The following is a 12,625-nucleotide window of genomic DNA, read 5'->3' on the forward strand; positions in this document are numbered from 1 at the left end:
GTTTTTCTGCTACGTGGGATGTTAACTGTGCATTAATAAACTGTTACCTCAATAATAATATCTGGCAGGAGTAGGGGCATAAAAAAAACGGGGAGAAATCCCCGTTTCGTAAAAATCAAAAACCAACCATTAAAAAATCTTTATAAGAAAGCCTTACGGCTCTTTAAATACTATTTGTTGGGCTGTGGTGTTGTTCTCAGGTAAGGCTTGATAATTTTGTGGCCTTTCGGAAAACGTGCAGGAATATCTGCTGTTGGCACCGCTGCCGTAACGATTACGTCTTCACCATCTTTCCAGTCGGCTGGTGTAGCTACGCTGTATTTAGCAGTCAGCTGCAGGGAATCCAGTACACGGAGCACTTCTACGAAGTTTCTGCCGGTAGAGGCCGGGTAGGTGATGATGAGTTTTACTTTTTTGTCCGGTCCTATGATAAACAAGGATCTTACCGTAAATGTTTCAGAGGCATTTGGATGAATCATATCATACAGGTTTGCCACTGTTTTGTTTTCATCTGCAATAATAGGAAAAGTTACGTCACACTGTTGTGTTTCGTTAATATCATTTATCCAGCTCAGGTGTTTATCTAATGGATCTACGCTGACAGCCAGTACTTTAGTATTACGTTTTGCAAACTCTTCCTTTAATAAAGCCGTTTTTCCCAATTCGGTAGTACATACCGGGGTAAAATCTGCCGGGTGGGAAAACAAGATACCCCAACCTTCGCCGAGGTAATCGTAAAAATCTATTTCCCCTAAAGTGGTATTGGCTTTGAAATTAGGAGCAACATCTCCCAGTCTTAAACTCATAGTTCTACGATTTAATTGACCAAAAATAGCATTTTCCTACAAAATTTATAGACTTTAAGGGATTTTTTTCAGAATTTTGCGCTTTTTTTTTCCGGGGCAAAGGTTTTGGGGGCTAACAAACAATGGAAATTGGGGGTTCATTCAAACGGATACCAGGGGCTAACACCAATGGGTATCAGGGGTTAACATAAATGGATGCAAGGCTTGGCGGTTAACGTAAATGGATACCGGGGTTAACATAAACAGATGTCCGGGAATTAACATACATGGACACCGGGGCTAACATAAATGGATTCTTTTTCATCTTTGTGTCTTTCAGGGTTAACATAAATGGATCATCAGGGTTCATCAACGGATAGAAATATGGTTATAAGTATTTATGTATTTGAGGTGTACAGCTGCCAGGCATAATATGCCATACTGAACTTGTTATCGTCTTCCAGGGCGGCCATTACCCGGGCAGCGTCTTCCCCCAATTCTAATTCGATAAAACCGAGATACAGGTTATAGGCGTCATGAAGCATTTGAATGCAATACTCCATTTTCTCATTGGCGTCGTTTGAGTTGTACCGGGCGGCAGGCGGCAATGTAGGCACGGTGGGTACCGGCATCTGGATCACACGCTCTATATAATAACACTCTTCATCGGCATATGCCTCCCAGTTATCGTCGTGCTGCAAACAGGGCCTCCTCATGTGAAATACGAGGTGATCAAACACTACGGCGCCACCCAGTTCCGCTTCCAGGTCAATAATGTCCGGCGTGCGGCGCATATCTTCCAGCTTTTTCACAATCGTCATCTGCACCGCATCATGCTTGTCCTGGCTGAAACGCAGCATGATGTTCATTACTTCGTAAGTAGTTACAAAATCGCAGGGATACCACACCTCATCCAGTAGCGCCTGGCCCCAGAGCGTCAGGTAATTGGAATCATCCATAATGATCTGCCCAATTGAAATGGCCTGTACCTGCGTAATTGCTGTAGTTGTATTTACCTTATTCATAACCATCAGGTTTTAATAACACTACAAATTTATCGGCGCCGCACGCAAGGGATTTGCGTAGTGATCTTTTGATGATAATTTTTTTAATCCTCGTCGCAAAAGCGGGAATTGTTTATTTTTATTATCTAAATTTTATCTTTTGCCAAAGAATAAAGACGCGGTGTCGCGCTACCGCTGGATCGACGAGCGGTTGCGCAGTAAGCAGAAACCCAAACCTACCCTGGATAACCTGATTGAATATGTATCGGACAAGATGGGAACTGCAATTTCTACCCGCACTATCCAGAAAGATATCCAGGATATGCGCCAGGACCCTGAACTGAACTATATGGCGCCTATCGTATATGAGCGCAGCAGCGGCACCTACCGCTACTCAGACGATAGCTTCTCCATCAGTAATTCCCCTATAGAAGAAGCAGATCTGCAGGGGCTGGAAATTGCCATTGGTATACTGGAACAATTCCGGAGCCTCCCGGTAGTACAACAGTTTGAAGATGCCATCCTGAAAATTGCTGCCAGTCTCAAAATGAACAGGGAAGCCCTCCAGCATAAAGGACTCATCAAATTTACCCGGGCATCCCACTACAAGGGCGCAGAACATATCCCCGAAATAGTAGACGCCATCAAAAACCTGGAAGTGATCCGCATCGCCTACCAGAGCTTCGACCGCGATGAGCCTAAGGAACACTGGGTGGAACCCTATCACCTCCGCGAATACCAGCACCGCTTTTACCTCATCGGGAAAAGCCAGAAAACCCGCGGTGGCGCTGTAGTTACCTTTGCCCTCGACCGCGTGGTGAAACTATGGCCTACCAATAAACATTTTGATGAAAAGAATTTCGACGAAGCCAGCTACTTCCAGCACGCAGTAGGCATCACCGTACACGACGGAGATCCGGAAAATGTATTGCTGAGCTTTACACCACGACAGGGGAAATATATTAAGTCGCAACCCATCCACACTTCCCAGGAAATAGTGGAAGACAACAGCGATGAATGCCGTATATCCCTCAACGTTGTTATTAACCCGGAACTGACCATGACACTGCTGAGTTATGGCGCCCAGGTGAAAGTGCTGAAACCCGCACACCTGGCTAAGAAAATGGCTGAGGAAGCCAAAGCCATGGCGGCGTTGTATAAATAATACCGTATTCCGCTATTGCGCCACAGGAAATATATCCCCCGGCCCAATAGCGGAAATGTTTCTTAAGGATTTGGTTTGGTAAACAAACTATCTGCTACCGGCTGATTCATTTCTATCTTCAGAATATTAACTTTAACCCCACCCGGGTCCTGCTCTGTAACACCCGGATAAGTAAGTCCCTCCGGCGTTTTCTTATAATCAGACAACAACGTTACCAACTCCATATCCTGTCCTTGTACGTTCATATGATTGGTAGCCTTCACCAGCAGGTAAGTGTTGGCATCCAGGTAAGCAATACCCGATGTACCATCCGCAGCAGTGATCTTCAGCTTATACGCCGGCGACCCGCTCACGGTATCCTTTCCTAATAATTCTATCTTTTTTCCCTTGCTCTTGTAGTCATACAACTCTCCTCTCACATCCAGCTGGGTTTTCATCAGCTTCAGCATTTCCGGGTTCATTTCCTGCGGCGTTGTTTGCTGCATCACCGGCATCAGGCTCCAGCCTGCATTACGGGTTACTACCTGCACATTGCTGGTGCCATTCACGGTAAACTCCAGCCGCATCGCTTCATCCTGCTTCACCCACCGCTTAATGGGAACGGTTTGCCCCTGCACTTCCATATTTCCCTCTACATACTGCGATTTAATTCCTTTCAACTTCGCCTCACCTCCCATCGCTACAATATTCTTTGCTATCAATTCATCGGCAGATTGTGCACTGGTGCAATAACCGGCAATCAGAAAAGCTGTTAACAGCGTATAAAACCTGGTTCCTGTCATCATAAAAATTAATTTTCCGTTGATAAATAAGATATCCTAAAACAACTCCGGCATCTCTTTTCAAAAAATACGCCAGCATTGAAAATACGACCTATTCCTTAGCTTTGCAACATGAATACATTCCAGCTCTCAGGCAACCTGGTAGATATACTGCAACAGGAAATATATCCGGCCACTATACATATCACAGATGGCTATATCAACCGCATTGAACGCAACAACAATCAATACACCACTTACCTGCTTCCGGGCTTTACGGATGCGCATGTACACGTGGAAAGCTCCATGCTCATCCCTTCAGAATTCGCCAGGCTGGCCGTTGTGCACGGTACTATCGCCACCGTGAGCGACCCGCACGAAATAGCGAATGTGATGGGCGTAAAAGGCGTGGAATACATGCTCGAAAATGGCAAAAAAGTTCCCTTCCGGTTTAACTTCGGCGCCCCATCCTGCGTACCGGCCACCGTTTTTGAAACCGCCGGGGCAGTAGTAACCGTGGCCGATATTGAAGCATTACTTCAGAGAGATGATATCAGGTACCTCACAGAAATGATGAACTTCCCCGGCGTGCTGCACAAAGATCCGGAAGTACTCGCTAAAATAGCCGCCGCCCAAAAAGCCGGCAAACCCGTGGATGGCCACGCTCCCGGCCTCCGGGGCGAAACCGCCGCCGCATATATTGCCGCCGGTATCAGCACCGATCACGAATGCTTTACCATCGAAGAAGCACTTGATAAACTGCAATACGGCATGCATATCCTCATCCGCGAAGGAAGCGCTGCCAAAAACTTTGAAGCATTGTACCCGCTGCTGCACGACCATGCTTCACATATCATGTTTTGCAGCGACGATAAACACCCCGATAACCTCGTGGAAGGCCATATTAACCTGCTGGTGAAGCGCGCCCTGGCCTATGGTGTTGATCTGTTCAAAGTGTTAAAGGCCGCCTGTATTAACCCGGTACTGCATTACAAACTGGATAATGGCTTACTGCGGGTAAATGATCCGGCAGATTTTATTGTGATAGATGACCTGCAAAACTTTAACATTCTCGCAACATATATCAACGGCGTGAAAGTCGCGGAAAACGGACACACGCTGATACCTTCCATCCCTTCATCTCCCGTAAATAATTTTATAGCAGATCCTGTAACGGCTGACGATTTTCGTATACCCGTTAGCGATAGCAATGCAAAAGAAATAACGGTGAAGGTAATCGGCGCGATGGATGGACAACTGATCACCAACGCCCTCACCGCGGTACTACCCGTTGTTAATGGCGCTATAGAAAGTAATACACAACAGGATATACTCAAACTGGTAGTAGTAAACCGCTACAAAAAAGCGCCGCCGGCAGTGGCATTTATTCATGGCTTCGGCCTGCAACACGGCGCTATTGCTTCTTCTGTGGCACACGACAGTCACAATATCATTGCGGTGGGCACTGACGATGAAAGCCTCGCAGCCGCCATCAACAGCGTGATTGCCGCACAGGGCGGCATCAGCGCAGTGGGGAATAACAATGTGCAGGAACTGCCACTACCCGTAGCCGGACTAATGAGTAACCTCGACGGATATACGATAGCAGCCCGGTACAGCGCGCTGGATAAAGCTGCAAAAGAGCTGGGATCCACGCTGGCATCGCCTTTCATGACATTATCATTTATGGCGCTGCTGGTAATACCGCATTTAAAACTGAGTGACCTCGGGCTGTTCGACGGAGATAGTTTTCAATTCACGACAACTCACTAATACATAAAAAAAGCAGCGGTTACATCCGCTGCTTTTTTTATGATTGTAGTAATCTGTTAATGGGTTGTCCACAACGCACCGTTAATAGAGTCGCGGGAAGCCCCGGTAACCCCGCTCAGCACATTATCTTCCTGTCTCCAGCGCAATGTTCCGATAAGCGCCATGATCAACGCCTCCTTGAAACTAACGGTTTGCTCATCTGGCACCTCCACCGTAATGTCCAGCGGCTCCAGCTGTTGCCGGATCGTATTCACCAGGAAAGTATTAAACGCGCCGCCACCGGTTACCAGCATCTTGCCAGGCCCTTCCGGCAGCTGTGCTTTCAGCGCTTTTACAGCTTGCGTGATCTGTGCCGCAATATGCTCTACATAGGTGCGGAGCTTGCCCTGTACAGAAATGCGCAAAGGCGCTATCAGTGGTAATATGGTATCGGTACCAAAATCGTTGGCCAGTGATTTCGGCCAGGGTTTGGTGTAATAATCCAGTTGATTCAGTTGTTCCAGCAGGTTGCTGTCGGCCACTCCGCCCGCCGCCAGGGCGCCGCCATCGTCATAAGGTTTATTCAGTGCGGCTGCCAGGGCATTCAATACCCTGTTGGCCGGGCAAATATCAAACGCCACAAACTGTTCGGGCAGCTGCGCCGAAATATTGGCGATACCGCCCAGGTTAAGCCAGTACTGGTATCCGGGCAACAGGTACTTTTCTCCGATAGGAACAATGGGGGCTCCCTGTCCGCCCAGCGCCACATCTACCGCCCGGAGGTCGCTGATAACGGGTAACCCTGTTACAGCGGCAATGGCTGCACCATCACCCAGCTGGGCGGTCATTTTCTGCGCGGGTATATGAAAAGTAGTATGACCATGTGAGGCGATAAAATGAATTTTATGATCCAGCTGGTTCTTTTCAATGAAATTCAGGATACGCCGGCCGGTGTAATGCCCGTATGCGGTATGTAACAGCAGGTAATCCTTTGCCGGCAGGGAAGTGGCCTGCGACAGCTGCTCCACCCACTCCGGCTCGTAAGGCAGGCTTTCGGAGGCCCTGATAACATAGGTCCATTGTCCGCGTATCTCGGTCAGTTCTGCAAAAACTATATCTAATCCGTCTAATGAGCTACCAGACATGGTGCCAATCACGTTATATACCATCGACAAAAAATTTCAGCAAAGGTAGTTTTAAAATATTTTTTTTACGATTTATGGAAACAGGACCGCCCGGCACATCCTGCAGGTAGAAAAACTACTTCGCCATGAAAAAATATCTCTCTTTACTATTGCTCAGCTGCCTGGTGGCATTTACTGCCTCCGCCCAACAGGTACGGGTTATTACAGGTATTGTAACAGACAGTTTGCTTAAAAGCCCCCTCGCCAACGTGGTAGTACGGGTAAAAGGTACAGATGTATTAACGGCCACCGATAAAAAAGGGCAGTTCAGCCTGAAAACCGCCACAGATGCGCTAATCCTGGAAGTAAACGCTGCCGGCTACCCGGCGGTTAACGTAGCAGTGAAAGACGGGCAGAATAAAATAACAGTACAGCTTACCAAACTGCAGCCACTCGATAAAAAAAGGAACCAGTATGTGATGCAGGGCAATACCAACGATGCGCTGCAAGGCAAGGTGGCCGGGGTTAGTAGCTCCGCGCTGTCTGAAGTAGTGGTGGTGGGCTATGGCGTACAGAAACGAAGAAGTGTAACCGCTTCTGTTAGCACTATCAGGGGTACCAGCAAGAACTACGCCCCCTCCCCGGTTTACAACACAGAAGACTACAGTCCGATTAACGAAAACATTTTCCACACAGCTACAGACCAGCCCCTCAGCACCTTCAGCATTGATGTGGACAGGGCCTCCTACAGTAACGTACGCCGTTTCCTGAACCAGGGCATGATGCCGGAGGCGGACGCAGTGAGAGTAGAAGAGATGATCAATTATTTTGATTACCAATACAAAGCCCCCGAAGGAAAAGATCCCGTGGCTATTTATACCGACATGGCGGTTTGCCCCTGGAATACTGCCCATCAGCTGGTACGCGTGGCCCTGAAAAGCAAACAGGTGGATACCCGGGAACTTCCTCCTTCCAACCTTGTTTTCCTGATAGATGTGTCAGGCTCCATGTATGGTGAAAACCGGTTACCACTTGTTAAGCGCGCGTTTGCGGTTTTAACAGAGCAGCTCCGCGCGGAAGATAAGGTAGCCATTGTAGTATATGCCGGTGCAGCAGGCGTAGTACTGCCAGCCACCAGCGGCAGCGATAAGAAAAAGATCCTGGCCGCACTGGATCAGTTAGAGGCCGGCGGTTCCACTGCCGGTGGTGCAGGCATACAACTGGCCTACACCATTGCCGGTGAACTGTATTCCAAAAACAGCAATACCCGCGTAATACTCGCTACCGACGGCGATTTCAACGTAGGCGTTTCCAGCGATGGAGAACTTACCGGCATGATCGAAAAAGAAAGGGAACGAGGCATCTCTCTTTCTGTGCTGGGTTTTGGTATGGGTAATTATAAAGACAATAAACTGGAACTGCTGGCAGATAAAGGCAATGGTAACTATGCCTATATTGATAACTTTGAAGAAGCCCGCAGAACCTTTGTAACCGAATTTGGCGGAACCCTTTTTACCGTAGCAAAAGATGTAAAACTGCAGATAGAATTCAACCCGCAATTCGTGCAGTCGTACCGGTTAGTAGGCTATGAAAACCGGGTGCTTGCCAATGAAGATTTCAACAATGATAAAAAAGACGCCGGGGATATGGGCGTAGGCCATACCGTTACTGCCCTGTATGAAATTATCCCTGCCGGCACAAAGGGAACCGCCGTGAACTGGGTTGATCCGCTGAAATACCAGGAAGGCAAAGTGATTGGCAATAAATCCGAAGTGCTCACCGTAAAATTGCGGTACAAACAACCGGATGCCAACAAGAGTTTATTGATGGAGAAAGTGTTGCCTTACAGCAACCAGGAGATCACCGCCGCGCCGGAAGACTTCCGGATGGCCGCTGCTGTAGCCGCTTTCGGGCAGTTGTTGCGCAATTCAGCCTTCAAAGGCACCGCCACCTACGACCAGGTGTTATCCTGGGCTGGCAATTCCAAAGGAACAGATACAGAAGGCTATCGTGCTGAATTCATCCAGCTGGTTAAAAAAGCGATGCTGCTGGACAAAGAGTAGTTCCACTATTTTTCGGTAATTTGCGGCCTCAAAGGGATAGCTCATGATTATCAATTTAAGTGAAACCAATTCATTGGTGGGAGAATGGTTAAGCGAGATCAGGAATATAGATGTTCAGCAGGACCGTATGCGCTTCCGGCGTAATATGGAACGACTGGGAGAAGTAGCGGCATATGAAATCAGTAAAACACTGAGTTACGAAGAAAAGGAAGTGACCACCCCTATGGGTATTGCTACCTGCCGGGTGCTGAAATCACAACCGGTGCTGGCTACTATCTTACGCGCAGGACTGGCACTGCATCAGGGATTGCTGCACTACTTCGATAAGGCAGATCATGCCTTTGTTTCTGCCTATCGCAAACATAATCACGACGGTTCTTTTGATATCAGCCTGGAATATGTAAGCACTCCTTCTATCGACGGGCAGGTGCTGATCCTTTCCGACCCTATGCTGGCTACCGGCTCTTCATTGGTGAAAACCATAGAGCACCTGGAAGAAATAGGCAAACCCAGTCATATACACCTGGTAGTGGCCATTGCCTGTACTGTAGGAATTGAATATGTATTACGCAATACCAAAGCCAGTCTGACCATCTGGGCCGGCGATATTGATGATGAATTAACCGCTAAAGGCTATATAGTACCGGGGCTTGGAGATGCCGGCGACCTGGCTTTCGGAAATAAATTACAACAATAACCTGGAATAATCGTTTTACGGATAGCAGTTTTGTATCTTTAAAGAGAACAAAGCTGCTATTTGTTTTTTGCTAAGCCGGATCGTTTATACATGAATTTAATTTGAGATATGATTTAATTGATGTACCTTCACCCGTATTGCATAAACCCTATGCTATAAGCTTAATGATATGAAAAGAGCTTTACTATTCCTGGCCATATTACTTTATTTTAATCCTTTGCGGGCGCAGGACCCGCACTTCTCGCAGTTTTTTGCGTCGCCGCTAACCCTTAACCCAGCGTTTACAGGTTTATTTTCAGGAGATTATCGTTTATCCGGTAACTACCGGTCGCAATGGAGGAGTATTTCTACCCCCTTCGTAACAGGTACCGCTGCCATTGATTTTGGCATTTTGAAAAACGTAATTTCCTATACCGATATCTGGGGCGTGGGTCTTATGGCGATGTACGACAGAAGCGGCGGCGGTGCGCTCACCTCCAGCTACCTTTCCTTCAGTACCGCGTACCACAAAGGACTGGACCCTGAAGGCAACCACACCCTGGCCATTGGCTTACAGGGTACGCTGGTGCAGAAAAGAATAGACAATACCAAACTGCAGTTTGAAAACCAGATCGATAACAACGGGTATAACCCAATGATTCCCAGCAATGAAACACTGGTAAATCCTAAAATATCCTACTTCGATCCCAACATCGGTATCTTATACAACGGCTTAATCGGCGAAGCATCCAATATTTACATGGGCGCCTCCTATTATCATATTACCCAACCTACCGAATCATTCATGAACCTTACCCAGAACAGGCTCAGCTATCGCTGGACCGTGCACGGAGGAGGTTCAGTTCCGGTAAACGGGCAAGACAGGTTTCATGGCAGCATCCTCTACATGAAACAAAGCACTGCTTCTGAATTCACCTTTGGTGGCGCCTATGGCTTCATGCTCAACGACATGGACGATAATCCCACCACTTTTTACCTGGGTAGCTGGTATCGCCTCAAAGATGCCGTTATCCCTTATGTGGGCCTTGAAATCAAAGGCTTCCAGATTGGCCTTACCTACGACACCAACGTATCCAGCCTGAAACCAGCCTCCAACTACCGCGGCGGCCTGGAAATTTCACTCATCTATATCCACACCCGGAACGAAAACAATAAATATAAAACGCTCTGTCCACGTTTCTAGGACAATGGCTTTTGTGATATAATAATTATCCTGATTTAGGAGTTCATAACATCTTATGATCTCCTAAATCAGGATAATCATTTAAAATCATGATAATCATTGTTAATTTTGCGTTAGTTTCGTTACTCTTTCATAAAACCAGGAAAAACACACATTCAGTTACAATAAAATATTCAGGCGTTGTTTTCATTCAGAGAAGTACTGTCGGCGATCCAGTCTTACGGAAAAGCCCACCAATTCATACTACAGCATAAATTATGGAAATGGATACTGATTCCTGGAGTGATCTATTGCCTGTTATTTTTTGCAGGATTTTACTTTGTATGGGGCTACTCCGGCGACTTTGTGGAATACCTCACCCGGCTGATGCATATCACAGAATGGGTACAGGAACTGGAAAGCAGCTGGCTAAGTTTCCTCTTTATCCTCGTCGCATTTTCCATCCGGATTGTATTTGTATTCTGGTACTTTTCCTATTTTAAATACCTGTTCCTGATAGTAGCTTCCCCCGTGTTTTCTTATTTATCTGAGAAGACAGAAGCCATCCTGGATCATAAAGACTTCCCGTTCAGCTGGTCGCAGCTGGGCCAGGATATCCTGCGCGGGATCAAAATGTCGTGCCGGAATATTGTTTATCAAACCGCCGCCATCCTAATTCTCTTACTGATCTCTTTTATACCCGTGATCGGCTGGCTTACCCCGATGCTCGGATTCTTTATTGAATCCTATTTTTATGGCTTCTCCATGATGGACTATAGCTGTGAAAGACATCGTTTAAATATGTCGCAGAGCATCGACTTTATCCGCCAGCACCGCGGCATGGCTATCGGTAACGGCATGGTGTTTTACCTGTTCATGCTGATCCCCGTACTGGGCTGGATGCTGGCCCCTTCTTACGCAGTCATTGCAGCTACCATTGACTTACAAACAAAAAGACTGAAATAATGAATACCACCGGCAAAGTGTACCTGGTTCCAACTGTTTTGAGCGCCGACGCCCTATTCAGCATTCCCGCTTATGTAACCGCTATCGTGCAGCAATTATCTGTTTTTTATGTAGAAAATGAAAGAACAGCCCGCAGGTATCTGAAGTCGCTGGACAGAAACATCGTGATAGATAACCTGCAGCTCCTGCTGATGAATGAAAACCAGGCGCCCGACCTGGTTCTTGCAAAAAAATTATTACTCGAAGGAAAAGATATCGGCATTCTCAGCGAAGCCGGATGCCCCGCTATCGCTGATCCCGGCCACCTCATCGTAAAACTGGCACAGAGCATTGATGCCAGGGTGATCCCGATGATTGGCCCCAACTCCATGCTGCTGGCCCTCATGGCCTCCGGTATGAACGGACAGAATTTCCAGTTTGTGGGGTACCTCCCCATCAAACCACCCGAAAGAACAAAGATGATCCGGGAACTGGAACAGGAATCGGAAAAGAAAAAGCAAACGCAATTGTTTATTGAAACCCCTTACCGCAACAACCAGCTGCTGAAGGATATACTGGATAACTGTAAAGACTATACGCAGATTTGTATTGCAGCAGATATCACTGCTCCTACAGAATATATTAAAACCAAAACGGTAAAGGAGTGGAAGAAACAATTACCCGATCTTCATAAACGACCGGCTATCTTCCTGCTGTACGCAGGCAACGAATAAAAAAAGGGGAATTACGGCTTTCGTAATTCCCCTTTATATTTTAAGGCAGCTCCGACTTCACCGGATCCTTGATGGAAATAATACTGTCTACAATAAATGCGCTGTATCCCCTCCATGGAATGGCTCCCAGGTACTCTTTGTAGTGCAGTTCCACCATCTTTCCGCTGGCCGTCATCAGCTGCTGTGCAATCCGTTCGCTGCTCACGGAAAATTCAAATTCGTTCGACTGGATAGTACCGGCTACCTTGCCCCGGTAACCCGACTGGATCACTTTGCCTTCATAGGTTTTAAAGATGTATCCCTTCTGCACAAAATAATTCAGCTCCCCGGCTTTAACGCCCTGTCCGAAAACAAAATAGTATTTATAGAAGAAAATACCTCCCAGTACCAGTATAATAACAGATACAATGATAAAGACAAACCGACCCATAGT

General features: G+C 47.0%; 12 protein-coding genes. 7 read left to right on the plus strand and 5 right to left on the minus strand.

The features are described 5' to 3' along the window. Positions 1 to 170 precede the first annotated feature (170 nt). Positions 171 to 806 (minus strand): peroxiredoxin, encoded by a 636-nt coding sequence (locus B5Z18_RS18805; RefSeq protein WP_079471044.1) that lies wholly within the window; start codon positions 804 to 806, stop codon positions 171 to 173. Positions 807 to 1,183: 377 nt separating this feature from the next. Continuing rightward, positions 1,184 to 1,810: a hypothetical protein gene (locus B5Z18_RS18810; RefSeq protein ID WP_079471045.1), complete on the minus strand. Its 627-nt coding sequence runs from the start codon at positions 1,808 to 1,810 to the stop codon at positions 1,184 to 1,186. 139 nt (positions 1,811 to 1,949) lie between these two features. Between B5Z18_RS18810 and B5Z18_RS18815 the strand changes: the two genes are divergently transcribed. Beyond that, positions 1,950 to 2,954 carry a helix-turn-helix transcriptional regulator gene (locus tag B5Z18_RS18815; protein ID WP_079471046.1) on the plus strand — a complete coding sequence of 335 codons (1,005 nt, stop codon included), beginning with the start codon at positions 1,950 to 1,952 and terminating at the stop codon, positions 2,952 to 2,954. 62 nt (positions 2,955 to 3,016) lie between these two features. Here B5Z18_RS18815 and B5Z18_RS18820 read toward each other — a convergent pair whose 3' ends face one another. After that, positions 3,017 to 3,739 (minus strand): LolA family protein, encoded by a 723-nt coding sequence (locus tag B5Z18_RS18820; RefSeq protein WP_143313644.1) that lies wholly within the window; start codon positions 3,737 to 3,739, stop codon positions 3,017 to 3,019. A gap of 108 nt (positions 3,740 to 3,847) precedes the next feature. Between B5Z18_RS18820 and ade the strand changes: the two genes are divergently transcribed. Beyond that, complete coding sequence (gene ade, locus B5Z18_RS18825) at positions 3,848 to 5,488, plus strand: adenine deaminase (RefSeq protein WP_079471048.1); 1,641 nt, start codon at positions 3,848 to 3,850, stop codon at positions 5,486 to 5,488. A 56-nt stretch (positions 5,489 to 5,544) separates the two neighbouring features. Here ade and B5Z18_RS18830 read toward each other — a convergent pair whose 3' ends face one another. Next, positions 5,545 to 6,636 (minus strand): anhydro-N-acetylmuramic acid kinase, encoded by a 1,092-nt coding sequence (locus B5Z18_RS18830; RefSeq protein ID WP_079471049.1) that lies wholly within the window; start codon positions 6,634 to 6,636, stop codon positions 5,545 to 5,547. 101 nt (positions 6,637 to 6,737) lie between these two features. On the opposite strand from B5Z18_RS18830, the gene B5Z18_RS18835 reads away from it, so the two are divergent. From B5Z18_RS18835 to B5Z18_RS18855, 5 genes are all read left to right on the plus strand, one after another. Further along, the gene (locus tag B5Z18_RS18835; protein ID WP_079471050.1) at positions 6,738 to 8,654 is read left to right on the plus strand and encodes a vWA domain-containing protein; all 1,917 of its coding nucleotides are present in this window, start codon (positions 6,738 to 6,740) and stop codon (positions 8,652 to 8,654) included. 43 nt (positions 8,655 to 8,697) lie between these two features. After that, positions 8,698 to 9,351: a uracil phosphoribosyltransferase gene (upp, locus tag B5Z18_RS18840; RefSeq protein WP_079471051.1), complete on the plus strand. Its 654-nt coding sequence runs from the start codon at positions 8,698 to 8,700 to the stop codon at positions 9,349 to 9,351. 169 nt (positions 9,352 to 9,520) lie between these two features. Then, the gene (locus tag B5Z18_RS18845) at positions 9,521 to 10,534 is read left to right on the plus strand and encodes a PorP/SprF family type IX secretion system membrane protein (RefSeq protein WP_079471052.1); all 1,014 of its coding nucleotides are present in this window, start codon (positions 9,521 to 9,523) and stop codon (positions 10,532 to 10,534) included. A gap of 180 nt (positions 10,535 to 10,714) precedes the next feature. Continuing rightward, positions 10,715 to 11,479, plus strand: coding sequence for an EI24 domain-containing protein (locus B5Z18_RS18850; RefSeq protein WP_079471053.1), 765 nt, complete (start codon positions 10,715 to 10,717; stop codon positions 11,477 to 11,479). After that, the gene (locus tag B5Z18_RS18855) at positions 11,479 to 12,192 is read left to right on the plus strand and encodes an SAM-dependent methyltransferase (protein WP_079471054.1); all 714 of its coding nucleotides are present in this window, start codon (positions 11,479 to 11,481) and stop codon (positions 12,190 to 12,192) included. Before B5Z18_RS18850 ends, B5Z18_RS18855 begins: the two co-directional genes overlap by 1 nt. A gap of 40 nt (positions 12,193 to 12,232) precedes the next feature. Here B5Z18_RS18855 and B5Z18_RS18860 read toward each other — a convergent pair whose 3' ends face one another. After that, positions 12,233 to 12,622: a hypothetical protein gene (locus tag B5Z18_RS18860; protein WP_079471055.1), complete on the minus strand. Its 390-nt coding sequence runs from the start codon at positions 12,620 to 12,622 to the stop codon at positions 12,233 to 12,235. Between the last annotated feature and the right edge of the window lie 3 nt (positions 12,623 to 12,625).

It is taken from the genome of Chitinophaga ginsengisegetis (assembly GCF_900168065.1).
Lineage (GTDB): Bacteria > Bacteroidota > Bacteroidia > Chitinophagales > Chitinophagaceae > Chitinophaga > Chitinophaga ginsengisegetis.

Excerpts from the sequence above, each read along its gene's own strand:
- B5Z18_RS18805 (WP_079471044.1), bottom strand. The coding sequence starts at position 806 with ATGAGTTTAAGACTGGGAGATGTTGCTCCTAATTTCAAAGCCAATACC.
- B5Z18_RS18810 (WP_079471045.1), bottom strand. The coding sequence starts at position 1,810 with ATGAATAAGGTAAATACAACTACAGCAATTACGCAGGTACAGGCCATT.
- B5Z18_RS18820 (WP_143313644.1), bottom strand. The coding sequence starts at position 3,739 with ATGATGACAGGAACCAGGTTTTATACGCTGTTAACAGCTTTTCTGATT.
- ade (WP_079471048.1), top strand. The coding sequence starts at position 3,848 with ATGAATACATTCCAGCTCTCAGGCAACCTGGTAGATATACTGCAACAG.
- B5Z18_RS18830 (WP_079471049.1), bottom strand. The coding sequence starts at position 6,636 with ATGGTATATAACGTGATTGGCACCATGTCTGGTAGCTCATTAGACGGA.
- B5Z18_RS18835 (WP_079471050.1), top strand. The coding sequence starts at position 6,738 with ATGAAAAAATATCTCTCTTTACTATTGCTCAGCTGCCTGGTGGCATTT.
- upp (WP_079471051.1), top strand. The coding sequence starts at position 8,698 with ATGATTATCAATTTAAGTGAAACCAATTCATTGGTGGGAGAATGGTTA.
- B5Z18_RS18845 (WP_079471052.1), top strand. The coding sequence starts at position 9,521 with ATGAAAAGAGCTTTACTATTCCTGGCCATATTACTTTATTTTAATCCT.
- B5Z18_RS18855 (WP_079471054.1), top strand. The coding sequence starts at position 11,479 with ATGAATACCACCGGCAAAGTGTACCTGGTTCCAACTGTTTTGAGCGCC.
- B5Z18_RS18860 (WP_079471055.1), bottom strand. The coding sequence starts at position 12,622 with ATGGGTCGGTTTGTCTTTATCATTGTATCTGTTATTATACTGGTACTG.